Source organism: Pseudoalteromonas sp. R86517 (assembly GCF_042466295.1).
In the GTDB taxonomy this organism is placed as follows: domain Bacteria; phylum Pseudomonadota; class Gammaproteobacteria; order Enterobacterales; family Alteromonadaceae; genus Pseudoalteromonas; species Pseudoalteromonas atlantica.
Map to the genome: position 1 here is coordinate 2,303,268 of NZ_JAXHCB010000001.1, position 26,006 is coordinate 2,329,273.

General features: G+C 40.5%; 16 protein-coding genes. 7 read left to right on the plus strand and 9 right to left on the minus strand.

Going from position 1 to position 26,006, the window contains the following annotated elements; all coding sequences use genetic code 11:
* The first annotated feature begins 7 nt into the window (after positions 1 to 7).
* From SJY38_RS10395 to SJY38_RS10410, 4 genes are all read left to right on the plus strand, one after another.
* Positions 8 to 442: a CopD family protein gene (locus SJY38_RS10395; protein WP_024034304.1), complete on the plus strand. Its 435-nt coding sequence runs from the start codon at positions 8 to 10 to the stop codon at positions 440 to 442.
* 116 nt (positions 443 to 558) lie between these two features.
* On the plus strand, positions 559 to 1,575 hold the full coding sequence (locus SJY38_RS10400; RefSeq protein WP_004587156.1) for an aspartate carbamoyltransferase: 1,017 nt from the start codon (positions 559 to 561) through the stop codon (positions 1,573 to 1,575).
* A gap of 35 nt (positions 1,576 to 1,610) precedes the next feature.
* Positions 1,611 to 2,891: a glutamate-1-semialdehyde 2,1-aminomutase gene (gene hemL, locus SJY38_RS10405; protein WP_377109709.1), complete on the plus strand. Its 1,281-nt coding sequence runs from the start codon at positions 1,611 to 1,613 to the stop codon at positions 2,889 to 2,891.
* Between the two features lie 157 nt (positions 2,892 to 3,048).
* On the plus strand, positions 3,049 to 4,890 hold the full coding sequence (locus SJY38_RS10410) for a methyl-accepting chemotaxis protein (RefSeq protein WP_377109710.1): 1,842 nt from the start codon (positions 3,049 to 3,051) through the stop codon (positions 4,888 to 4,890).
* A 76-nt stretch (positions 4,891 to 4,966) separates the two neighbouring features.
* Here the strand turns inward: SJY38_RS10410 and SJY38_RS10415 are convergent, their stop codons facing one another.
* The 5 genes from SJY38_RS10415 to SJY38_RS10435 form a co-directional block, all read right to left on the minus strand.
* On the minus strand, positions 4,967 to 7,987 hold the full coding sequence (locus SJY38_RS10415; protein ID WP_377109711.1) for a carboxypeptidase regulatory-like domain-containing protein: 3,021 nt from the start codon (positions 7,985 to 7,987) through the stop codon (positions 4,967 to 4,969).
* A 453-nt stretch (positions 7,988 to 8,440) separates the two neighbouring features.
* Positions 8,441 to 10,783: a penicillin-binding protein 1B gene (mrcB, locus tag SJY38_RS10420; protein ID WP_377109713.1), complete on the minus strand. Its 2,343-nt coding sequence runs from the start codon at positions 10,781 to 10,783 to the stop codon at positions 8,441 to 8,443.
* 149 nt (positions 10,784 to 10,932) lie between these two features.
* Positions 10,933 to 12,162 carry an ammonium transporter gene (locus SJY38_RS10425; RefSeq protein WP_154945526.1) on the minus strand — a complete coding sequence of 410 codons (1,230 nt, stop codon included), beginning with the start codon at positions 12,160 to 12,162 and terminating at the stop codon, positions 10,933 to 10,935.
* A 12-nt stretch (positions 12,163 to 12,174) separates the two neighbouring features.
* Positions 12,175 to 12,513, minus strand: a complete 339-nt coding sequence (locus tag SJY38_RS10430; protein WP_004587162.1) for a P-II family nitrogen regulator — start codon at positions 12,511 to 12,513, stop codon at positions 12,175 to 12,177.
* Positions 12,514 to 12,734: 221 nt separating this feature from the next.
* Positions 12,735 to 13,955 (minus strand): response regulator, encoded by a 1,221-nt coding sequence (locus SJY38_RS10435; RefSeq protein WP_029773860.1) that lies wholly within the window; start codon positions 13,953 to 13,955, stop codon positions 12,735 to 12,737.
* A 337-nt stretch (positions 13,956 to 14,292) separates the two neighbouring features.
* On the opposite strand from SJY38_RS10435, the gene SJY38_RS10440 reads away from it, so the two are divergent.
* Positions 14,293 to 15,810: a S10 family peptidase gene (locus SJY38_RS10440; RefSeq protein ID WP_377109714.1), complete on the plus strand. Its 1,518-nt coding sequence runs from the start codon at positions 14,293 to 14,295 to the stop codon at positions 15,808 to 15,810.
* 24 nt (positions 15,811 to 15,834) lie between these two features.
* Here SJY38_RS10440 and SJY38_RS10445 read toward each other — a convergent pair whose 3' ends face one another.
* The 3 genes from SJY38_RS10445 to SJY38_RS10455 form a co-directional block, all read right to left on the minus strand.
* Positions 15,835 to 18,081, minus strand: coding sequence for an ATP-binding protein (locus SJY38_RS10445; RefSeq protein WP_377109715.1), 2,247 nt, complete (start codon positions 18,079 to 18,081; stop codon positions 15,835 to 15,837).
* On the minus strand, positions 18,068 to 18,877 hold the full coding sequence (locus SJY38_RS10450; RefSeq protein WP_377109716.1) for a phosphate/phosphite/phosphonate ABC transporter substrate-binding protein: 810 nt from the start codon (positions 18,875 to 18,877) through the stop codon (positions 18,068 to 18,070). Before SJY38_RS10450 ends, SJY38_RS10445 begins: the two co-directional genes overlap by 14 nt.
* 163 nt (positions 18,878 to 19,040) lie before the next feature.
* Entirely contained in the window at positions 19,041 to 20,561 is a 1,521-nt protein-coding gene (locus tag SJY38_RS10455; RefSeq protein WP_024034312.1) for a CYTH and CHAD domain-containing protein, read from the minus strand.
* A gap of 215 nt (positions 20,562 to 20,776) precedes the next feature.
* Here SJY38_RS10455 and SJY38_RS10460 point away from each other — a divergent pair, with 215 nt between their 5' ends.
* A complete protein-coding gene (locus tag SJY38_RS10460; RefSeq protein ID WP_024034313.1) occupies positions 20,777 to 21,382 on the plus strand; it encodes a TIGR04211 family SH3 domain-containing protein in 606 nt (201 codons plus the stop codon).
* 111 nt (positions 21,383 to 21,493) lie between these two features.
* Here SJY38_RS10460 and SJY38_RS10465 read toward each other — a convergent pair whose 3' ends face one another.
* Positions 21,494 to 21,976 (minus strand): winged helix-turn-helix transcriptional regulator, encoded by a 483-nt coding sequence (locus SJY38_RS10465; RefSeq protein WP_004587169.1) that lies wholly within the window; start codon positions 21,974 to 21,976, stop codon positions 21,494 to 21,496.
* 207 nt (positions 21,977 to 22,183) lie between these two features.
* On the opposite strand from SJY38_RS10465, the gene putA reads away from it, so the two are divergent.
* Positions 22,184 to 25,987 carry a bifunctional proline dehydrogenase/L-glutamate gamma-semialdehyde dehydrogenase PutA gene (gene putA, locus SJY38_RS10470; protein ID WP_024034315.1) on the plus strand — a complete coding sequence of 1,268 codons (3,804 nt, stop codon included), beginning with the start codon at positions 22,184 to 22,186 and terminating at the stop codon, positions 25,985 to 25,987.
* The last annotated feature ends 19 nt before the right edge of the window (positions 25,988 to 26,006 follow it).

The following is a 26,006-nucleotide window of genomic DNA, read 5'->3' on the forward strand; positions in this document are numbered from 1 at the left end:
GATTCTTATGAGCGCTTTACTAATTTATAAAACACTGCACATTTTTTTTATGATTGCTTGGTTTGCCGGTATTTTTTATTTACCTCGGTTATTTGTATACCACGCAATGAGCGAAGAAAAAGCCTGTAACTCAATGCTTAAAGTGATGGAACGCCGGCTACTCTTTTTTGTTACCCCGTTTGCTATTTTAACGGCCGTTTTTGGTGTACTCACTATTGTAGAATATGGCCGTGAGTGGTTTAGATACAGCATGTGGCTGCACTACAAACTGGTACTGGTCATTATTTTATATCTATATCACGGCTACTGCTTTAAATTACTGAGCGACTTTAAACACGACAGAAATACCAAAACGGACCGCTTTTATCGTATTTTTAACGAGCTTCCGGTTATTGCACTGCTAATTATTGTTGCGCTTGCGGTAATAAAACCTAATTTATAAGCTGTGTAGCGCATGTTAAACTGCGCTGCAATTTACAATACTTGCTATAACACGCGCGATTGCGTGCCCCATTTTTATGGATTATCGCGCCCCTTTGATTGATTAGGAATAACCCCATGTTAAGTTTCCAAGGTGAACATATACTGTCGGTAAATCAACTCGACAGAGACTGCATTGAGCGTATTTTTGCAGTAGCGAAAAAAATGGAGCCTTATGCTAAAAAACAAAAGCAAACAACAGTGCTAGAAGGCGCTATTTTAGCTAATTTGTTTTTTGAACCAAGCACGCGTACGCGTGTAAGCTTTGGTACTGCCTTTAATTTACTAGGCGGTGGCGTGCGCGAAACAACCGGCATGCAAAGCTCAGCCCTTGCTAAAGGCGAATCGCTTTACGACACTGCGCGTGTTATTTCGGCTTACGCTGATGCTGTCGCTATGCGCCACCCTGATGCAGGCTCGGTAAGCGAGTTTGCAGACGGTTGTACCGTACCGGTAATTAACGGTGGCGATGGCCCAAACGAGCACCCTACTCAAGCACTACTTGACTTGCTTACTATTGAGCGCGAACTCAACCGATTTGATCAAAACATTGATGGCATGCATATCGCCTTAGTTGGCGATTTAAAATATGGCCGCACAGTACATTCATTATCTAAATTATTGTGCCATTACAAAAACGTAAAATTTTCGATGGTAGCGCCCGATGGCCTACAAATGCCAACGAGTATTTTAGATGCGGTAGAAAATGCAGGCCATAAAATACAATTAGTAAACAAAATGGAAGGGAACTTAGCAGCCGATATTGTGTACCAAACACGTATTCAAGAAGAGCGCTTCCCTTCACAAGAAGAAGCCAATAAATACCGTGGCGGCTTTAGAATTAGCCAATCAATTTATAACGCGCACTGTAAGCCAAATTCCGTGCTTATGCACCCGCTCCCACGCGATAGCCGTTTAGAAGCTAATGAGCTTGATAACGACTTAAACAGTAACGACAATTTAGCTATATTCCGCCAAGTACAAAATGGCGTGTTAATTCGTATGGCACTGTTTGCTTTAACCCTCGGCGTAGAAAACAAAGTCGAGCAATATGAAGTAGACGTACCTTGGTTTAGCCGCAAACGCGACAGCTAAACACTTTTACCAAGCGACAACTAATAGGATTTTTCATGACAATTAGCCAAGATTTATTTAATCGTGCACAAACTTCAATTCCTGGTGGCGTAAATTCACCTGTACGTGCATTTAACGGTGTAGGTGGTACGCCACTATTTATTACCAAAGCCGAGGGTGCCTTTACCTTTGACGCTGATGGCAACCGTTATATTGATTACGTAGGTTCGTGGGGTCCGATGATCATGGGCCATAACCACCCAGCTATAAAGCAAGCTGTTCACGAAGCGGTAGAAAACGGTTTAAGTTATGGGGCGCCCACTGAAGCCGAAATTTTAATGGCCGAAAAAGTAAAAGCGCTTGTACCCTCAATCGAAAAAGTACGTATGGTAAGCTCGGGTACCGAAGCAACAATGAGCGCCATTCGCTTAGCACGTGGCTATACAGGGCGTGATAAAATCCTTAAGTTTGAAGGTTGTTACCACGGCCATGCCGACTCATTATTAGTAAAAGCAGGCTCTGGCGCATTAACCATGGGTGTGCCAAATTCACCTGGTATCCCTGAGGATTTTGCAAAGCACACGCTTACCGTATCGTTTAATAACCTTGATGAAGTAAAAGCGGTATTTGAAAAATACGCAGACGACATTGCCTGTATTATCGTTGAGCCAGTAGCGGGTAACATGAACTGTATTCCTCCTGTAGAAGGCTTTTTAGAAGGCTTGCGTGCAGTATGTGATGAGCACAAATCAGTGCTTATTTTTGACGAAGTAATGACCGGCTTTCGTGTTGCTTTAGGTGGCGCTCAGGCGTATTACAACATCAAACCTGACTTAACATGTTTAGGTAAAGTCATTGGCGGCGGCATGCCTGTTGGTGCCTTTGGCGGCAAAACCGAAATTATGGATTACATTGCGCCAGTAGGTCCGGTTTACCAAGCCGGTACTCTTTCTGGTAACCCTATTGCAATGGCTGCGGGTTTAAAATCGCTTGAGCTATTAAGTGAGCCAGGTTTGCACGATAAGTTAGAAGCTATTTCTAAAGCTATTTGTGAAGGCTTTGAAGCAGGCGCTAAAAAAGCAGGCATTCCTTTAACCACTAACTACGCTGGCGGTATGTATGGCTTTTTCTTCACTGAAGCTGAAAAAGTAACCACTTATAAACAAGCTACAGAATGTGATTTAGAACGTTTTAAACGCTTTTTCCACCTAATGCTTGAAGAAGGCGTTTACCTAGCACCTTCTGCATTTGAGGCAGGCTTTGTGTGTGCAGCGCATACAGAGCAAGAAGTACAAGCGACTATTGAAGCTGCAGAGCGCGCCTTCGCTAAGCTATAAGCATCCAATACATGTGTTAATAATGTGAGTTATTAACTCTAAAGTTAAAAAAAGCCCTTACGGGCTTTTTTTATTTGTGCGTATTGATAATTGAATGGTTTTTAGCCTTTATACGGTCTCACTTTTTAGACTCACTTTTACCCCACAAGAGAAACGTATGACGAGCTTAAGGCACTTAGCAGCACCTGCTATATCATTAATGGGCAACTTAAAATATAAAACTAAAATTGGTTTAGTTTTTGGAATTTTATTATTACCCCTTGCGCTTAGTTTGTTTTTTTTAGTCTCTTTATTAAGCGAGAGTATCAGCGTCTCTCAAATGCAAAAACAAGGATTACTGACCTACAGAGACATTCTTGCAAATCAAATGCAGGGTGAAACCTATAAAAATGTAAAAGTAGCAAAAGCACGTGGTTTTAATGTAAAAGATGAGCAAATGAATGACGTACTTGAGCTGGTTTCAATACAGTCTAATTTAGCCTTAGATAACCAACTTGCGAGTGCTTATGTTAATCGCGCATTAGTTACGCCTATACCTGCGCTTATCATGCAGATAAATGCGACAGCGCAAAGCGCTAATACTGTTCTTACTAATCAGCGTTTTACACCAGAGACTTTTATTGCGCTTTCAAACTTAAGTAAGTCGCTACCTTTGTACCAGCAGCAACTCGATAAAATACTTACAATTGCCACCAAGGCCGATGCATCTGTAAATAAAGCACTGACGCCCTCTCTCACTAATTTACATAACGCCATAGCCGCTTTTAAAACAGCCATTGATAAAAAGCTGCTTGAACCAGATGATATACAGCTTACACAAAACGAATTTGCAGGGCTTACCAGCCAAGTGCTTAGTCGTATTAGTCAACTAATTGATAAAAGCATCCCTACCCTTGAAACCCTTATTGAAAATAAACTTCAAACACAGCAGTGGATCAGAAACACAGTATTAGCAGCATCTGTAATAAGTTTACTCTTTGCGTTTTACTTGATGATAGGTTTTTACTTTGCTGTGGTCGATACCATTAATCGCTTTGCCGAAGCTGCGCAAAGAGCAGCAAGTGGCGACTTAAATGCGGTTATCAACTCAAGTACTAATGATGAAATGGATATTATTGCAGCGCGATATAACGCACTTCTTAATGCCTTTTCAAAACTTTTAGATAATGTAAAAGCAAGTACTGTGGAGCTATGCGGCGCCACAAAATCGCTTTCACAGGCAAGCAGCCAAACGAGTAACGATGTTGAAAAACAGCAAATACGGGTAAACGCTATTCATGATGCACTAAGTAATATGGAGCAAAGTGCAGTGAGTGTAGAAGAGTCTGCTAATCAAGCGATGTTAACAGCGCAAGATGCCGCGCAGCATGTAAAGCAAGGCTCTAACAACACCATGGAACTTGCCAAATACATGCAAGACCTTCAAGTTGAATTTACCGAAAGCCAACAAGCCCTCAATCGCTTAGCCCAAGATAGCCAAGAAATTAGTAAAGTAAGCAAAGGCATTAGCGAAATAGCCGATCAAACTAATTTATTAGCCCTAAACGCAGCAATAGAAGCCGCACGAGCCGGTGAACATGGCCGTGGTTTTGCCGTGGTAGCTGATGAAGTAAGAACCCTTGCGCAGCGTACACAAACTCAAACGCAAGAAATTCACCAAATTATTAGCTCTCTCCAACAAGCTTCTGACGATACACAACAAAAAATGCGCTCAAGTGTCCAGAAGATGGAACAATCGGTAAAAGCCGCCACCGAAACAAACGATATTTTACAAAATGCAGAGCAAAGCATGGGCGATATAAAACACCAAGGCGAAGAGATAGCACTGCGGGTTAAAGAGCAATCTAACGCAACCACCCAAGCATTAACTGATGCACAAGAAGTCAGTAACTTAGCAGATCACACTCTTCTCTCTGCACAATCTACACTGCAAGACGCACAGCAACTTAGTCAGCTATCTGATGACTTAACTAAATCAATGCAGTTTTTTAAATCTTGAAAATAATAAAAGTGCTTTTAAATTACAAAAAACCCTTCGATTAAGAAGGGTTTTTAAGGTTAATTATTAATAAGTATTAAAAGCGAGCTTCCAAACCTATACGAACGTAACGTGGTGTTTGCCAAGAGTATGCAGCATCATGGTACGCATTTACTTCACCTTCATTTTGCTCATAGTGTTCATTCAGTGATGACTCTGTTTGCGAGTTGAAAATGTTAAATACATTAACCGATGCACGCATGTCGATATCAGATACTGTGAAATCATATGCAGCAGATAAATCTAAGTTAAATACCCAAGGTGTACGGCCATTTGTGCCTCGGCTATGTTTTTCATAGATTTTCTCATCTTGATCACAGTCGCCGTTGCCATTTGTATCTGGACACTCATTAGTATAAATGTAGAAAGTATCACCCCAACCGCCATTTAAATTTGGATCGGTAGATGGATAGCCTTGACCAAATAAGCTCTTAGGACGCCCGCTTTGTAAAGTAGCATTCCAGCCTACAGTTAAGTCTTCCATTGGCTCCCAACTACCAAAGAATTTAAATGTATGGCGTCTGTCATTAGGTTGATAACCTTGTGATCCATCCATAACTGCTGGGAAGTCAAAGTCTTGGGTAATACCCGCATCAGCTTGACCAATATCTGATTTAACAGCACCTTCAAAATTACCTACACTTCTAGCCCATGTATAACCAAACTGATAACGAATAGTGTCAGCTTTATAGTCAAGGCTAAACTCTACAGCGGTGTATTCATTATTTGCTTTAGGTAGGCCTATTGTTTCTGCTGAATAGGTAGTTAAAGAACCACTATCTGGAACACCGTCGTTATTGAATGATGAATCTCCCCAATCGGTTCCATTCCAGTAGTAACCGTCACTGTACCAGCTAGACGAATCGCCAGGGTTTATCATTACGCAGTAAGGGTATGCATATCGCCCACAGTAGTCATCTAATGCTGTTGCAACTTCGCGGTATATACCTTTAACACCTACTGTATATTCATCATTTAAAGCTTGCTGTATACCAATAATATATTCATCTTTAGAGAATGGATCAGCCTCTTGCGCTTGGAAGATATCTTTTTCAGGTATAACCGGTACACCACTCACTTGCTGTGAGTTTTGAATACCACCATTCCCAAGCGTGTCAGCTAATGGCGTTAGGCCTGTTGGTGCGCCAGTTTGTGAATCAACACCAGTATACGTATAAGCTGTGGTTATATCACTAACCCCTGATGCGGCTCTAAAAATAGTATTATTGGCTACGGGTAAGTAATAACGCCCATATGTACCATAAACTTTAGTGTCGCCTGTACCTGTAGGATCCCAAGTGAAGCCTAGTCTAGGTGCAATATCTGTTTCAAAGCTAGTTAGTAACTTACCAGTCGTACCCCAGCTATCAAACTCATCAATACGTAAGCCAACTTTAACTGAGAAATCCTCTGTTACTTGCCACTGATCTTCTATGTAGTAAGCTGTTAACTCTGATTCAAAGCTGCCGCCACCATCAAAGATACGGTCTTCAACATAGTCAAGCGCTGCACCAGTGTTATTTGTTAGTGCGCCATTATCGGCTTGCCAACTACCATTATCTGCAAGAGTTCTGTAATCATAGCTGTGGCCACCAATAGGACTACTTATATTCTCAGACTTACGCTCTTGGTAATCGATACCAAATGTTATTTCATGGTCATTCCATACATATTCAACATCTAAGCGATATTGGGTATTTTCATCATTATTGGCACCAAAGCTACCGCCTGCACCACAGCCAGTGATTGGATTAGCAGTACCTCGAGAGTCGGTAATAGATGGACAAACCAAGTTTTCTGATTGCGTTTCATATTCTGTTTTAATATTACCAGCCATAGCAGTAACAACTAGGTCTTCGGTTAAAACACCCGTATAACTTAAGCTTTGCGCTTCACCACCACGCTTTAAAATGGCACCATCGATACGATCGCCCACAGTTCCGTTATTGTATTCGTATACTGAACGCTCAATATCACGACGATTAGAATAAGCAAAGTAGCTTAACCTATGGTTTTCATTAATATCCCAATCAAGCTTACCGCCCCAAAATAAATTATCGCCGCCAGAAGCTGATTCATTACGGTATTGATCGTTTGGCGAAAATTCATCTCCACCCCACGTGTATGTAGACTCAGTATCTCTTGGGTTAATTAATCCATAGAAAAACAACGTGTCTTCAATTAGAGGACCACCAGCAGAAATAGTCACATCTGTTTTGCTATCAGTGTCTAAGCTTTCATCTCTAAATATTTGACCTGCGCCATTGTTACCACGAGAAATACTTCCCTCTTCTTGCAAAGAGTCTGGTTGAAATTGCACAACTGCCGCAAATTCCCACTCATTTGTACCACTTTTAGTAGTTGTATTTATGGTACCACCGGTTGCGCGGCCAAATTTGGCAGAGTAACCACCCGTTTTAACTTGGAACTGGTCATAGAACTCAAACGGCACTTCACCACATCCAAGGCCTTGGCGGGTATTAGTAACCTCTAAGCCATTAATATAACATGCATTTTCAGCTACTGATGAGCCACCAAACGACGCAGTATTACCAAAAGCACTGTCTCCTTTAACAGCTCCTGGAGCCAACAATGCAACCGAGGTAAGATCCCTATTTATCGGCATACGGTCTATTTCAGCATCTGTAATAACTAGGCCAGAATCGGCAGTTGTTAAATCAATCGAAGAAATACGAGCGCCTAATACTTGAATTACTTCAGGACCGGATTCACTGACTTGTGCTAAATCAAAGCTCGCTTTTGCATTAGCACCTAATGAAACGCGCACACTATCTTCAGCTACAACGGCGCCGTTTTTTAAGATTTGTATTTGATAGCTACCTGAAGGCAATGAAGCAAATCGAAATGAACCGTCTTCAGAAATATTTAATGTTCTTTCTAACCCTGTTGCAGGATTTTTTACTGTTACGGTATACCCTGCTGTAGTAGAAATATTATCGATAGAACCTACAACATCAGATGCCACTGCTGGAAGCGCTACACCTAGTGAAGCGAGAACCGCTATTGCCGTAAGATTTTTTTTGAAAATATTTTTCATACTCTTATCCCTGTTAAGTTTATAATTATTTTTGCACTTTATACAAAATGCATACAGAGGGTAACAAAAGGGTACAAATTGTAAATATGTTAATTAAATAAAGATGAAATATAAATAAAAATAATTTAAAAACAACAACTTAAATTTATTTTTACATGTTTATTTGTGAAATATAAGATTCTCAATGTTAATTTAAAGAAACAAAAACAGGCCGTTAATTAACAACAATTCAGTTAATTAAACTATTAACATACTCGTTACAAGGCTCTTATTTTTAATCTCGCAAAGTGCTATTTTACTCTAATTATACTTACTACTTTTTAATTTATTTCTAAAAAATAAGCTAATAAAAGTAATTAAAATTTATTTAGTTTCAAATTTTGATTGCTAGATAGTGAAGCAAATATAATAAAACCGCTGAGTTAGCGGTTTTATTATTAAGGTTTCATTTTATTAGCGTATACACTGCGGCCTAGGTTCAAACTCACTGGCTCTTAGTGGTAACTGAATGACTTTTCCGCATCCGGGCGGTGCTTGTAAACCCGTTCTTTCATTGACGAAAGCCCATCTTATTGATGGCGGGCGTGTATCTGCTATTGCTTCAGGGTTGAGCGGTTTTAAGTAACGTATATAAGCTTCTAACGCGCCCACACTCCCTGTTAAACCGGTGCTTCTATTATCGTCTCTACCAAGCCATGCAACGGTCACTGTGTTTTGATCAAACCCTGCAAACCAGCTATCACGTAAATCATTACTAGTGCCTGTTTTACCGGCAAGCTGAATTGATGGAAAGTGTAAATTTAAACGCTTAGCGGTGCCGTCCTTTGTTACTCGCTTCATGGCATATTTAGTCATATATACAGCGTCTTTTGCAAAGCGCGGCTCAGACTTAACTTTATGCTTATACAAAACGTTACCTACCGAGTCTGTTAGCGCAGATACAGAGGTAAGCTCTCTATACTCGCCATCTGCTGCGATAGTGGTATAAAGCTGGGCAACCTCAAAACTCGACATTTCTACAGCACCAAGTAGCAGCGAGGGGTATTCATCAATATTACCTTTTGCGCCTAATCCTTTGAGCGTATTTGCTACTTTATCAACACCTACATCTAGGCCTAAATTTACCGCAGGAATATTAATACTGTTACTAAAGGCTTTATAAAGTGGCAATGCACCTCGGTATTGGTGATCAAAGTTCTCAGGTTGCCACACTTTACCTTGCTCATTTGTTACCTGCACAGGGGAGTCATCAAGTAATGTGGCTAAGTTATAATGTGGTAACTGCAAGGCTGTTAAGTACACCGCGGGTTTAACTAAAGAGCCAATATTTCGTTTAGTATCGAGCACTCGGTTAAAACCTGAGTAGCGAACATCGCGCCCCGACACTAAAGCCGACACACCGCCTTTTTCTACATTAACTGAGATCATGGCTGCTTCGAGTTTATCGGTGTTAGGGCGTTTTTCTAAATACGGTAAACTTTTTTGAATGGACTCTTCCATCGCCGTTTGTTTTTGCAAATCAAAGTAAGTAAATACACGAACCCCAGCATCTAGTGTTTTTTGATCAGGTAATAACTGCTTAAGCTCACGGTTTACAAGTTCTAAAAAGCCAGGGTATGACTTTTGTAAACTTGCTTTCATAGGCGCTATATCAATTGGGCGTTTAAGTGATGCACGGTATTCTTTTGTAGTTAGTAGCTTGTTTTCAACCATTAAGCGCAGTACTAGATCGCGACGCTCCATAGTGCGTTCTTTATAGCGTCGAGGATTGTAATACGAAGGCCCTTTGACCATCGCCACCAGCAGCGCTATTTGGTCATATTCCAACTCATCAACAGGCTTTGAAAAATAAAACTCAGAGGCCAAGCCCATGCCATGCACGCCTTGGTTATAAGACTGACCTAGGTAAACTTCATTTAAATAAGCTTCTAAAATCTGATCTTTTGAATAACGGTAATCTAGAATAAGCGCAATAAATGCCTCATTTATTTTACGCACTAAAGAACGCTCACGCGTTAGGTATATATTTTTTGCAAGCTGCTGCGTTAAGGTGCTACCACCTTGCACGGTACGCCCTGCTTTAATATTTGAATAAAGCGCGCGCAAAATAGAAAATACCGACACACCATGGTGCTGGTAAAAATCCCGATCTTCTACCACTAATAACGTGTCTTTCAACATAGGCGGAAACTTATCAAGCGGTACAAACTCTCTATCTTGCTTTGAATCATTTCCAATACGGGCTATTTGCACAGGCTCTAGGCGAGCGCTGTTTAGGCGTCTGCCAAATTTATCTTTAATGGTTGCTACCTTTTGCCCCGCAAAACGTAGCTCAATAATGTGCGATTCTTCAAGGCCATCATAAAATTCAAAATCACGTCGGTAAATTTTTATGCTATCGGCTGTTTTTACAAACTGCCCCGTGCGGCTTAGCCTATTAACTGATGAATAATTGAGGCGCTCAAGCTCCCACACAACCTCTTGGCTAGATAAAAACTGCCCTGGGTAAAACTCCATTGAGCGTGCGTATACTTGGGCAGGTAACTGCCATTTATTACCTTCAAATATACGTGTTGTTTTTGAATCTAAATAAATAAGATACATGGCCATAGCAATAAAAACAGCTAAGCTCAATTTCCAAAAAACAGACCATGTTTTTCGCATAAATGAGTGTTTAGCAACAGTATTTGACGTTTTTTTAGTCGTTTTTGATTTAGCTTTACGTGGCGAGCTGGTTGCTTTAGGTGCACGCTTAGGAGTGGTTTTACTACTGGGTGTTTTTTTGTTGTCAGCCATTTAAGTGTAATTTATTCCAAGGTTTATTCACGAGTGTGAGCTTAGCATATTGGGTATAGCCTAACACCTGAAAAGTTAACCTTCCCTGAAACGAAAAAAAGCCCTACCAAGGTAGGGCTTTGTGAACACAATGATTAATCTATTTAATATTAGTTACTGCGAACAGATACAAACTCAGGGTAAGCATCAACACCACAATCGTGTTGGTCCATACCGCTTAGCTCTTCTTCTTCGGTTACGCGAATACCCATAGTTTGCTTTAAAATAGCCCACACAATAAATGAAGCTACAAAAACAAAGGCTAAAATAGTCACTAAACCAATAAGCTGTGTTACAAAGTTTGCATCGCCGTTAGATACAGGCACTAACATAATACCTAGCGCGCCACATACACCGTGAACAGAGATAGCACCTACTGGGTCATCAATCTTCGCTTTATCTAGAGCTACAATGCTAAATACAACCAGTGAGCCACCTAAAATACCTAGTAAACACGCCATTAATGGAGATGGTGAAAGTGGGTCTGCTGTAATAACAACTAAACCTGCTAATGCGCCATTTAGTACCATAGTTAAATCAGCTTTACCCCATAACACTTTACATACAAACAGTGCAGCAATTGCACCCATTGCCGCTGCGGCATTGGTGTTAAGTAAAATTTGACCTACAGCGGTTGCATTTTCTTTGTCTGAAAGAAGTAATTGCGAACCACCGTTAAAACCAAACCAACCCATCCATAAAATAAACGTACCTAATGTAGCAAGTGGTAGGTTAGAGCCTGGAATTGGGTAAATTTCACCGTTTTTACCGTATTTACCTTTACGAGCGCCAAGTAAAATTACACCTGCTAAAGCAGCTGCAGCACCAGCACCATGAACAATGGCAGAGCCTGCAAAATCAACAAAGCCCATTTCTGATAAGAAACCGCCGCCCCATGTCCAGTAACCTTCTATTGGGTAAATAAAGCCAGTTAAAACAACTGCAAATGCTAAGAAAGCAAATAACTTCATACGTTCAGCAACCGCACCCGATACAATCGACATAGCCGTTGCAACAAATACTACTTGGAAGAAAAAGTCAGATTCTAAAGAGTGGTCAGCATCGGCCGCTTGCGTGCCAATTAATGCGCCAATTGAAGGGATGATGCCGCCTTCAGCGTTGTCTACATACATGATGTTGTAGCCAACTAATAAAAACATGGTACATGCGATAGAATACAGCGCCACGTTTTTAGTTAAAATTTCAGTGGTGTTTTTAGAGCGAACTAAACCCGCTTCTAACATGGCAAAACCTGCTGCCATCCACATTACTAATATACCCGACACCAGAAAATAAAAGGTGTCGAGTGAAAATTTGAGTTCTACAATTGTGTTTTCCATTAATCAGCCCCCTTAAATTGCTTCTTCATCAAGTTCGCCCGTACGAATACGCACAATTTGATCTAAGTCGTACACGAAAATTTTACCGTCACCAATTTTGCCTGTTGATGCAATTTTGGTAATTGCTTCAACTACGCGTTGGCAATTTTCAGTACGAGTAGCAATTTCAAGTTTGATCTTAGGAATAAAATCTACCTGATACTCTGCTCCACGATACAGCTCTGTATGGCCTCGTTGACGTCCAAAACCTTTAACATCAACTACGGTCATCCCTTCAATACCTAAATCAGCGAGCGCTTCACGCACATCATCTAATTTAAATGGTTTTATGATTGCACTAATCATTTTCATAGTGGCCCCCTCGGACGCTTTATTGTTATCCTGTTGGCTTACATAATCCAACCTTTGTGCCACTATTAAAAAACACTTAATATCAATAAGATAAACGTAAATAGTAAATTTAAAACAAAAAAAACGCACCATCAAGGTGCGCTTTTTTAACAACTTAGCTACATTGGTGCATCACCAAAAGTGATGCCCTACTAGCTTGTAATTAGTGTTATTTTTTATATTTACACAACACAGTTTCGGCCATTGTTTTTGGCTTCGTAAAGGGCCGCATCTGCGATGCGCATGGCCTGAGTTAAATCAGTGTTTTGAAAATCAGCAACACCAATACTGATGGTGATAGAAAACGGTTTTTCATCGATTAAAAACTCATGTTTAGCGAGTTTTTTTCTAAAGCCTTCTAAGTACTCTCGCCCACGCGCCGTGTCTATATCATCTAATATAATGGCAAACTCTTCGCCGCCCACCCGCGCAACGGTAAACTTAGAAAACGTAGTTTTAATTAACGTGGCTACCTGCTTTAGTGCCTGATCGCCCGCTTCGTGGCCTAAGGTGTCATTAATATTTTTAAAAAAATCTATATCGAGTAATGCAAGCGTATTTTGCTGTTGTTTTTTTAATAGTTGCTCTGCATATTGGTAAAAATAACGGCGGTTATACATACCCGTTAAATAGTCTCTGTAAGCACTTTCTTTAATATCCGCAATCAGTGACAACTGCTCCATTGTTTGCATAACACGACAATGAAACTCTTCATTCATAAATGGCTTTGTTAAAAAGTCGTTGGCACCGTATTTAATAAACCGAGCCGATAACCCATGCTTACCGGCACCCGAAAGCCCAATGATGGCCAAATCATCGCGCCCTCTAAAATTACGCACCGCTTTAACCAGTTCAAAGCCATCCATTAATGGCATCGCATAATCGGTCATGAGCAATTTTATATTAGGGTTACTTTTTATTATTTCGAGTGCTTGCTGACCATCTTGCGCATCGGTTACATCAAATAATTGCTTTTCTAGCATTTGCTTCATTAAGGAGCGGCTTAACACCGAATCATCAGCAACCAAGGCCTTACAGCCTTGATTTCTCAAAAGCTGAGCTACTAACTTGATAGCGTAATGGTATGAATCGCGATTGTCTTTTATTACGTAATCAATAACACCAAGCTCTAGCATTTGTTGGCGCTTATATTCATCAATTTTTGAGGTAAGTACCACAGTAGGAATGGCGTGTGAAAGTGTAAATTTAGCGACCTCGCCATTAGGTGCATCAGGCAAAGTTAAATCAACTAAAGCCAGCGAGTATTTATGTTTCTCAATATAGTCTTGGCATTCATTTAATGACCATGCGAAATCGACAGCGACATCTAAATATTGAGCCGTTAAGTGGCGTAGCACCTGCTGCACTACTTTACTGTCTTCAACCACTAATACTCTTTGCATAAACTTCTCTTTAATCTTGTTATTTTACGTACTTAAACTTGCACTGAAGCGACAAGCTATGAAAAACATCCAGTAAAGTTCTGTTTATGTAGCCAGTAAGTAGGCTAGGTCCATTAATGTAAGCGCAAGGCTTGTATTTAATTCAAATACAAAGCCGACCAAATATACTTGATTTTTTAGCTAAGCTAAACACGCTAGGATAAATTAACCCTAAATAAACAAACACGCCGTGTATAAGTTTAGACTTAACCAGTATTATCGACCATTAATCTCAATACTTTTGTTATTTGTGTGTTTTTTATTTTAAATAGCATCTAAACAAAAATAAGGAACGACAATGAAGCTTGTCCAATTAACTCGTTACACCTTAGCGCTTGCCATCGTATTGCTTAGCAGTACTGCAACAGCAGAAAACCAACGAAAAATAGACATTGATAGCCACGTAGTCACTAAGCATAAAGCAAAAATTAATGGTGAACGCTTTAGCTACACCGTTAAAACAGGCACTCAGCCGGTGTGGAATGATAATGGCGATACCATTGCCACATTACAATATACCTATTACACACGAGATAAAGTCGATAACACCGCAGCTCGCCCATTACTGATATCGTTTAATGGCGGTCCTGGCTCTGCATCTGTATGGATGCACTTAGCCTATACTGGCCCACGCGTATTAAAAATTGATGACGAAGGCTACCCCATTCAGCCTTATGGCGTAAAAGATAACCCCTACTCAGTATTAGATGTAGCAGATATTGTTTATGTAAATCCGGTAAATACAGGTTATTCACGCGTAGTAGAAAACGCTAAAGGTGAAATGCTTTCGAAAGAGCAACAAAAAGACCACTTTTTTGGTGTCAATGCCGACATAAAATACTTAGCTGAATGGCTAAATACCTTTGTTAACCGAAACGAGCGCTGGCGCTCACCTAAGTTTTTAATTGGAGAAAGCTACGGCACTACTCGTGTATCAGGCCTTGCCCATGAACTACAAAACAGTCAATGGATGTACATTAATGGGGTGGTATTAGTATCGCCGACCGATATTGGTATAAAACGCGACGGCCCTATAAAAGCGGCTAATCGCTTACCTTATTTTGCTGCAACTGCGTGGTATCACAAAGCACTGAATAAAAACTTGCAAGAAAAAGATCTCAATGAACTTTTACCCGAAGTAGAGCAGTTCACTATTAATGAGCTTATTCCTGCCCTCGCGAAAGGTGGCTTTATCGATGCCGATAAAAAACACCAAATAATAAAGAAAATGGCCGAATATGCAGGCCTTTCAGAGCAGTTTGTAGCGCAAAACAACTTAGATATTCCCACTCGGTTTTTTTGGAAGGAACTTTTACGTGAGCGTGGACAAACTGTCGGACGTCTAGATTCGCGCTATTTAGGTATTGATAAACGCGATGCTGGCGAATCACCTGATTACTGGGCTGAGCTTACCTCTTGGCTGCACTCATTTACGCCTGCAATTAACTATTACCTGCGTGAAGAGCTCAACTATAAAACGGATGTAAAATACAACTTATTTGGCAATGTTCACCCATGGGATCGCAGCAAAAATAATACCGGCGAAAACTTACGTTTAGCGATGGCGCAAAACCCGTATTTAAACGTCATGATTCAAGCGGGTTACTACGATGGCGCAACAAATTACTTTGATGCTAAATACACGTTATGGCAGCTTGACCCAAGTGGTAAAATGAAAGAAAGGTTAAGCTTTAAAGGGTACCGCAGCGGCCATATGATGTACCTACGACATGAAGATCTTAAGCTTTCTAATAACGACTTACGCGACTTCATTTTAAGCTCCCTACCCGCTAAAGGGCAGGCCGCTAAATATTAATTAAAAGGGCCATTACATGAGGCATTACGAAGATGCCTCATGTTTATTACAGTACACTTTTAACTGTGTAACCACTTCATTAAATCCTGTTTGTAGTGCAAATAATAACGCTTCATCGACCTTATTTTGCGCGGCTAAGATTTCTATCTGCTGGCAGGTATCACTTAACTTTAACGCTGCAACCGATTTAGCAGATGACTTTAAACCATGCGCCTGAAAAGATAAATCGGCATAATTTAAACTATGTGTATATGCTTCAATTAATTTAACTTGCTCATAAGCGGTCTGTAAAAACGCCTGAAAGACTAAACAATGTACATGCGTATCTTTTCCTAACATCGAAAACAATAAAGGCATATCTAATTGACTGTACATAGAGCTTGCTTGCGCTGTGATTTGCAGCGGCTGTGTATGCGAAGGAACAATGCCTTGCGAGTGTTTCATCAACAGTGCTTTTAGGCTTTCAAGCTCTATCGGTTTAGTTAAAAAACCGTTCATCCCAGCGCTGTAACAATCTTGAATGTTTTTTTCCATTATGTTGGCCGTAACAGCAATAATTATGAGCTCATTGAACTGTGTATTTTTTCGGATTTTTTTAGCCAATTCAAGGCCATTTAGCAACGGCATTTGAATATCGGTAAGTAGCATATCGAAGGACTTATCTTGGAGCATTTGCCAGGCCTGCTCGCCATTATTTGCAAACGTTGAATTAACACCAAGCATGGTCAGTTGCTGCTTTAAAACCTGCTGATTAGTCAGTTGATCTTCTGCCACCAGCACATTTAATACTGGGAGTTTACCTGTGGCTGAGTTTGCAGGCTCACTGCTGGGGTGATTTATCGGCTCATCAGCTTGTATAGTGGTTAAAGCGCTTTCTTTAAAACTATTAAAGCTAATGGTAAAACACGCGCCTTTATTTATATGGCTATTTACTTGTAACTGCCCTTGCATACGCTCTACAAGCTCTTTAGTAATAACTAAACCTATGCCCGTACCATGTGTTTTACTGGTCTCTGCCCCTAGTCTATCAAAGGGTTTAAAAAGCCTTAAAATATCATCTTCTGAAAAACCGCACCCAGTGTCTTCAATATCAATATTACAGCGGCTTGAATCAGCAATCTCGCAGCGTATATCTATTTTACCTCGCACTTTGTTATATTTTATTGCGTTGGAAAGTAAATTAAGCAGTACCTGTTTAAAACGGCGCTTATCTACATATAAGTAAATACCTTCAAGGGAGTCAATATTGTGAGTATCTATAGTAACAAGCTCAACTCTGGCAAGTTCGCTCACCATTTCAATACTATGCTGTAGCATGTCTTTCACGGGGGCATATTCAAAATTAAACTGCATATTCCCCGACTCAATAGAAGTTAAATCTAGCACGTCGTTTATTAGTAAAAGTAAATGCTCCCCAGCTTGGTAAATACTTTGCGCATTGTCTTTGTGTACCTCGGTTGCTTTACTGTCATATTGATAAAGCTGCGCTAACCCTAAAATCGCATTTAACGGCGTTCTAAGCTCATGGCTCATACTCGCCATAAAGTCAGACTTAGCCTTACTGGCCGACTCGGCTTGAATTCTCAGTGCGTTTACTTTTTGATGATTAGTAGCAACCTCACCGGCCATTTTATTAAATGCATTTATGACGCTGCCAATCTCATTTTTTTGCTGAACGCTAACGTGGCAGTCAAAGTTCCCTTTAGCCAGTTTAGAAAAGGCGACTTCGAGCGCCCGTAAAGGGCTGGTAATTCTATAATCGACCAACCAAGCTAAGCCAATAAAAAACACCACAAGTATAAAAAACTGAATATAAATTAACGTGTAATGTAGCTTAGCCGCTTCGTTTATTTTGTCTTCAAAATTAACGACTAACGTTATTTCAGCCAAAGGTTTATCTAAAAAAGTAATGTGCTCATTTAACGTAACATTGCCCTGCTGCGCTAACAGCTGCCACTCATCTAAAGGATATAACTGATTACCTGTAGTCGGCTCTACTACTCTAATTGCTTTCCAATTAGGGTTTGTATTAAGTTGCGCGTCTATTTGCTCATAAAGCTGTGCGTATTGGCGAGTTAATAAAGGGGTTTTTATTGATGTGGATAGTTGCTGTAAAGAGCGCTGCGCTGCGCTCGAAAGGCCATTGTTTACCCACCTAGCTTGCTCTGGCAAAGCGTAAAAAATAAATAAGCATATTAATAAAAAGCCAAATGCCATTACCGCAATAAAGCTTTGAACCCTTAGGCTGCGCCACCAGTTAATTTTCAACATAAAACGAGCGTAAACCCCATTGCGTTAATTGTTTATAATCGTCAATGCTTGCTTTACTTGGGTTAATTATAGGAATACCCGCTAATAAGTGTTTTTGTTTAGGGTCGCTCCCTATTTCTATAATTGCTTGTTGAACTTGCGCTTGTACCTGATTATTTACTCTAGGGTGAACCACAATGGGGTGGCGGCTAACCTTACGCGTTTTGTAAATAACTTTTAGCTTTTGCTGCAAATTTTGAGGCTGTTGCTTTAATGTGCCCATTACCCCGCCGCCGGCAGGCGATGCGCTAAGTGCCACGTTTAAATAAACAGATGAGTGCGTTTGTACATACACAGGCTTTATTGTTAAGCCATATAATAGGGCAAGCTCCGCCCGCATTAATAAAGAAGCGCCTAATGCATTAGGCGCAGGAAAAGCAATTTCGGCGCCTTCAAGCTGCTCAACGGATTCAATATTACTGTTTTTATTGACCACTAATACGCCTTGCAAATGGCGCGCAGCATCTTTCACTATCGGTAAATAGCCTTGCTTGTCGAAAGCAATCACACTATGCCATGGGTTCATATAAGCAAAATCGTAATCGCCATCTGCAAAACCTTGCTCAAAAACCGGGATTGATTCCACGGTAACAAGCTGTAGTTGCACGCCTGTTTTTTCGGTTACTTTATTAAGAAAGGGCTGCCATATTGCAGTGAGTTTTTGAGGCTCATATTGCGGAACTACACCAAAAGTAAAGGTTTGAGCATAGACACCCATACTATTGAATAAAAAAAGCAAAACAACACTACAGTTCATATTAGTCTTACCGTTGTAGGTTTATGACTATAAGCATAGTTAACGAGTGACTAACGCACCATTTTTATTACGTAGAAATTAAGAGGTTATTTAATTAAGGAGGTTTAAGAAAGTTTCAACAAAAAGATAAAAGCAGGCGCCAATACACACCTGCTTAAATATATTACTGCCAGTACGGCTCTATATCAAAAGACGCTAAACGGCTTTGCTCCATTGCACTTACTAAGTAATCTGACTTTTGATCTAGCCACTGTTGAATTTTAGCCAATTGCTCGTCTTCTTGCCCGCCGCAAAGCTGCTTTAAATATTCCAGCGTGCTGAGCTCGTACATACCATGAGAAATATCCAGCCACGGTAGTCTAAATTCTAAGCGCTCTTCTTTGTCAAACAATGACCCTAAGCAATTACCGCTTAATAAGCTGTTTTCTAATTGGGTGCGTAAGCTTAAATAATCTTGTGCTGTAAGCGTTTGCTCTTTAGGAAGTAGCTTATCTAAATTTTGCCAATCTTTATTAAATAAACGTTTAGCAATTTTAGCTACTGGCTGCTCTGCCGCCTGTAGTTGAGTTTGCCCCCAAAACTTACGCCATTGTTTATCTACCAACCAGGTAGTCAACGACAGCAATAAACGGTTGTATCGCGCGCTTTGAAACAAAGCATTAATATCATCAATGCTTGGCTGTAGCTCTTTTAAATCGTTAATAACTTGCGCTAATGCAGGCGCTGCATTTATTTTTTTATAAAATGCATGGCGTTTAGATGTATAAGTTTTTAGCTGAATTGCATTTTCAACCCAGGCTAATTCACTTAACAGCCACTTTAACTCTGTTCTTAATTGCTCAGTACTGTCTTTACTTACAATATCGTCAAACAACCAAAAATTATGCCTAATTAAGCTAATGCCATCAGTCACACGTTTGAGCGTTTTTAAACTTGGTTTGTCAAAGTAACACTGCTCATGTTTTTGCACAAAACGAATACCAAAGTTCATGGCTTCTATTAGTGCTTGCTCTTGAGTTGCTTGTTTTTTTAATTTTACAAACCCAATAGACTTACTTGGTTTAAGCGGTGTTTCATCGGCTAGTCGGTAGCCTCTAGCTGCTTTTGAATAAAGCCCTAAACGAATACAGTTTTGGCTAACAAGTTTATCTGCCAAAGCAAATAGCTCGTCTCTGTTGCCCTCAACAAGCTCTATTTCTAGCTCGCTAATAATATCAACCTTACCTGATGCAGCTATTTCGCCTTTATCTAGCACGACTTCAATTTTTGCGCCATTTGGGGTTTCTATTAACCAAGTACGACGAATAAAGTTAGTGCTAAAAATAGGATATAAATTATCGCTAATAGCATTTACTTGCATACCATGAGGCCAAATAGCATTATTAAATGCTAATAAATCAGGACGGCTTGATTCAATTGGTAAGTTGTATTCAGGACGTTGGTGTAGCCCACCCACAACTTCGCCAGCAAGCTTTATTGTTTGTTCGCATTTACTGTCGGCACAGCGGGTTCTAAAACCTATATCAAGGGCTCTAAGCTCTCTACTTGGGGTATCGTAATAGGCATTTTGCAAACTACGTGAAGGTTTATTAATAACCGTTTTAGCAAATTGTGTGATTAGCGAGGGGATCAGTGGAACAACGGCATCTGATACCAAAAACTTCAGTTCTATCTCAGTATCCATTAGGGTTGAGGATTACCTTTAAAATAAATAAGTGCTCAAAATAAACAAAGCCACCTCATTTTGCAAATTTTTTAACCTTTTTGGCTGAGCAACTCCCGTACTGGGTTACAATATCAACCTTGCTATTAACGCGTTTAATCCATACTATCTCACTACTTATGTGAAAATCTCAATCACAACCACAACGGACACGGATAGACTAACAAGGTAGATAAATGCTAAAACACTGTTTACTAGGGCTACTTTTAACAGCCACCTCGTTTATAAGCCAAGCACAAGAAGCTCAAACAGCCAATTCATCAGATGCAAATTCAGCTTATATAATCGATAATCTATATACCTTTATGCGCTCTGGCGCAGGTAAAAACTACCGCTTACTTGGCTCTGTAGATGCGGGTACTAAATTAACCGTGCTATCAAAAGAAGAAAACGGCTTTATAAAAATAAAAGACGATAAAGACCGTGAAGGTTGGGTTGAGTCTAAATTTATATCGCAAACGCCAGGGCTTCATCAGCAGTATCAAACACTCAGTAGCGAAATGAGCACAGTGCAAAACAAACTACGCCAAGCACAAGTTGAGCTACCTCAGTTACAAGAACATAATCAAAGCTTAACTAATCAAAATAAATTGCTTAATCAACAAATTACTGAGCTGCAAACAACGCTTGAGCAAGAACGTGCTCAAAAACAAGCTGCAACTGCAAAAGAAAAACGTCAACTACTTACTTATGGTGGCGCTATTGCTTTTATAGGTTTGTTTTTAGGTATTATACTTACCGTTGTACTTTCGCGCCGTAAGCGCTACGAAGGGTGGGCTTAATTAACCTAAACCTTGGTTAACTAAGTTTAAAGCCGCTGGCTAATCATTAAAAAAGCACCCTTAGGTGCTTTTTTAATGTGTGTGTAATGTATTGCAATAAGCATTTGGTTTTTAAACATCCAAACGTAAACCAGGATCCTGCTTAATTTTTTCTATTACCATGTAAGTATGGTGAGTACCTACGCCCGGAATATCGACCAAATCTCCTAGCACCTGTCGATACTCATCCATATCCGAGACCCTAATTTTTAGCAGGTAGTCGTACCCTCCCGCTACCATATCGCACTCTACAACTTGCTCAATTTTAAGTATATGCTCTTTAAATACTTTAAAAACAGCCGTGTTAGATGTCACCAGCGATACTTGCACATGCGCTACTAAGCTCTGATTCAGCTTTTGTTCGCTAAGCTTTGCAAAGTACCCTTCTATATAGCCTTCTTGCTCTAAACGTTTTACACGGTCAAGGCATGGACTAGGACTTAAATTAACCTGTTTTGCTAGGTTAACATTAGAAATTCTGCCGTTCTTTTGAAGAACGTCTAATATTGCTAAATCGATACGATCAAGCAGGCGTAATCTATTTGGACTTGTCATACAGAATTTTATACGGATAAGTTGAAAATATGCCCTGTAAATTATCGTAAATCGTGAAATTTAACCAGCATATTCTGCTGAAATTTAATTAGAATGCACGCATTACATCACTGGTAATTTATTGGTAGCAAAGTTGCTTTAGCTCAACAGCCCAAGCACATAAATTTTGTTCTACTATTTACATATTAACATTCCTAAGGGTTGCTTATGTTATTCAATGGCGATTTGACAACAACCTGTCCTACAAGACAGAAAATTCGTGATTTTTACCGCATTGATGAAAATGCTGTTATTGATCATATTTTACCACTTGCAGAAGTGGGTGTTAAAGCACGAAGCCGTGCATGGGAAAGAGCTCGCCAGATTGTTTTAAACATTCGAAAAGATCAAGACGGTCAAAGCGGTGTAGACGCACTTTTAAATGAATTCTCACTCTCTAGTGAGGAAGGTGTAGTGTTAATGTGTTTGGCCGAAGCCCTACTTCGCGTACCAGACAAAGCCACGCAAGATACGTTAATTCGTGACAAGCTTGCTAAAGGTGATTGGAGTTCTCATTTAGGAAGCAGCGATTCTTTATTCGTTAATGCTTCTTCGTGGGGATTATTAGTAACCGGTAAAATGGTTAACTACACAGATAAAACCAAAGAACAGCAATTTGGCATGCTTAAAAAGACCATAGGTCGTTTAGGCGAGCCTGTGATCCGCAAATCTGTAAACTTTGCCATGAAAATTATGGGTAAGCAGTTCGTTATGGGTCGCACCATTGACGAAGCCATTGAACGCGCTGCTGAAAAAGAGCAAAAAGGCTACGTTTACTCATACGACATGCTAGGCGAAGGCGCGCGCACAATGAAAGATGCCAAGCGTTACTTCGACAGCTACATGAACGCAATCCATGCAATTGGTAAAGCGGCAAATGGCCGTGGCCCAGTTAAAAGCCCAGGTATTTCAGTTAAACTTTCTGCTATTCATCCACGTTATGAGTTCACACATAAAGACCGCGTAATGGCCGAAATTGTACCTAAACTGAAAGAACTCGCGCTTGCTGCTAAAAAGTACGACATTGGCTTTACAGTTGATGCAGAAGAAGCTGACCGCTTAGATATTTCGTTAGATGTTATAGAAGCGGTATTTAGCGATGAAGATTTAGGTAACTGGCAAGGTTTTGGTTTAGCCGTACAAGCATACCAAAAGCGCGCTATTTTTGTTATTGAATGGGTAACTGAACTTGCTACTCGTGTAGGCCGTAAAATGATGGTTCGCCTTGTAAAAGGTGCCTACTGGGATACAGAAATTAAAACCACGCAACAAGATGGTTTAGAGCACTACCCAGTATTTACGCGTAAAGCAACTACCGATGTATCTTACAAAGCTTGTGCTATTAGAATGCTAGAAGCACGCGATGTACTGTACCCGCAATTTGCAACACACAACGCTTACACTGCTGCCACTATTTTAGAAGTTGCTAAAGGCGATAACACCGGATTTGAATTCCAGCGTTTACACGGTATGGGCGAATCTTTATTTGACCAAATCGTAAATGAAGAAAAAATTCAATGCCGTGTTTATGCACCCGTTGGCCAGCACGAAGACCTACTTGCCTACTTAGTGCGTCGTTTACTAGAAAATGGCGCTAACTCATCGTTTGTAAACGCCATTGTAGATACCACTAAACCAGTTGAGTCGTTACTACCTGATCCAGTAGAAACACTGCAAGGTTTACGTAATAAGTACAATACGCAAATTAAAATGCCAATCGACTTATACGGCGATGAACGTGCTAACTCTAAAGGCATGGACTTAACCGATATTAATGTAATTACGCCATTCAAAGAAAACCTTGAAAGCTGGTTTAACGAGCATTTAATTGATCAAAGCCAAGTACCTGAAGGCGCTTTAGCGGTTAAAAACCCAGCTAATCACAACGAAATCATCGGCCACGTTAAACTGCAATCTGGCGATGAGATGAAAGACATTTTGGCCAATGCAGAAGCGGCGTTTGAGTCATGGTCACAAACATCTGTAAAAGAGCGTGCTAATTTATTACGCCGCGTGGCAGATATTTTAGAGCGTCACCACGACGAGCTCGTCGCTATATGTATTAAAGAAGCCGGTAAAATTGCGCAAGATGGTATTGACGAAGTACGTGAAGCCGTTGATTTTTGTCGTTACTACGCGGCACGTGCAGAAGAACTTGCAAGCGATGAGCGCTTTGAAGCACGCGGTGTAATTTTATGTATTAGCCCGTGGAACTTCCCGCTTGCTATTTTCTTAGGTCAGGTGGCCGCTGCCATTGTGACTGGTAATACTGTTATTGCAAAACCTGCAGAGCAAACAAGCTTAATCGCACTTCGCGCTATTGAGTTAATGCTTTCGGTTGGCTTACCAGAGCATGTAGTACAGCCGGTGATTGCCCGTGGTTCTGAGGTAGGTAAAACAATTGTACCTGATGAGCGTATTCAGGCAGTTATGTTTACCGGTTCTACAGAAACAGGCACACTGATTTCACAAACACTGGCTGCGCGTAACGATATTCAAGTACCGTTAATTGCAGAAACCGGTGGCCAAAACTGTATGATTGTGGATTCAACAGCGCTACCAGAGCAAGTTGTTGATGATGTAATAAGCTCAGGTTTCCAAAGTGCAGGCCAGCGTTGTTCAGCACTACGTGTATTATTTATACAAGAAGATGTAGCCGATGGCATTATTGAAATGCTTAAAGGCGCACTCGCCGAGCTGCATATTGGCGACCCGTCATTACTTTCTACCGATGTAGGCCCAGTAATTGATGAAAAAGCCCTTAAAACGCTAAATGATCATGTTGAATACTTAAAAGGTAATGCAACACTTCATTACGAGTGTAAGATCCCTGATAACACCGAAAATGGCGCCTACTTTTTTGCCCCTCGTTTATACGAAATCGAAGATTTATCAGTACTTAAACGTGAAGTATTTGGTCCATGTGTGCACATTGTTCGCTTTAAAGCGAATGATATCGACAACGTGATTGACCAAATTAACAACACAGGTTATGGCTTAACAATGGGTGTTCACTCACGTATTGAAGAGCGTTGTGAGTACCTAGCTAAAATGTCGCGTGCGGGTAACGTATATGTAAATCGCAACATGATTGGTGCCATTGTAGGTGTGCAACCATTTGGTGGCCGTGGTTTATCTGGTACTGGCCCTAAAGCCGGTGGCCCTAACTACCTGCAGCGTTTAGTAAAAGAGAAAGCATCACCTGATAACGTGCAAATGACTAACCTAACGCCAGATGAGCTTGATTTACACCATTACAGCGGTGCAAACGAGCAAGTTGAAAAGCTAATGGCTAACTCAATGCGCGATGAGAAAATTTGGCGTGCAACACCGTTAAATGACCGTGTATCGGCTGTTCGTCAGTTGCTTGCTAAAGTAGCAACGGTCGAAATTATTGATGACCTAGCGGACGATTTGGCATTAACGCTTTCAGAAGCGCGTGCACAACTTAACCGTTTAGAAAAACACATGCGTAAGTTTACTACTTTGCCTGGGCCTACTGGTGAATCAAACACCTTGCACCTTGAAGCACGTGGTTGTGTAGTATGTTATGCAGATAAAAGCACGTCATTTAACTTTTGGGCGCTTTCAATCATTACAGCACTTGCTGCAGGTAATACAGTAATTACGGTAGCATCAGAGCTATTTTACGATGAAGCGGTAGCCTTTAAAGATAAGTTTATTGCCACAGGCGTTGCTGAGGGCGTGTTCCAGGTTGCAAAACCTAATCAGCTACAAGCTATTTTGGCTCACCCTCACTTAGCGGGTGCGGTGGTTGCTGCACGTTCGTCTCGTTTAGGTTACTTCAGCCAACAACTTGCACAGCGTAAAGGTGCTATTTTGCCAGTAATTACTTCAGAGTATTACGATACGTTAATTAAGCGCTTAATTACTGAAAAAACGATCAGTATAGATACTACCGCATCTGGTGGTAATACTTCACTGATGACCCTAGTAGAAGATGACGAATAGCCCATCTAGTACTAATTAA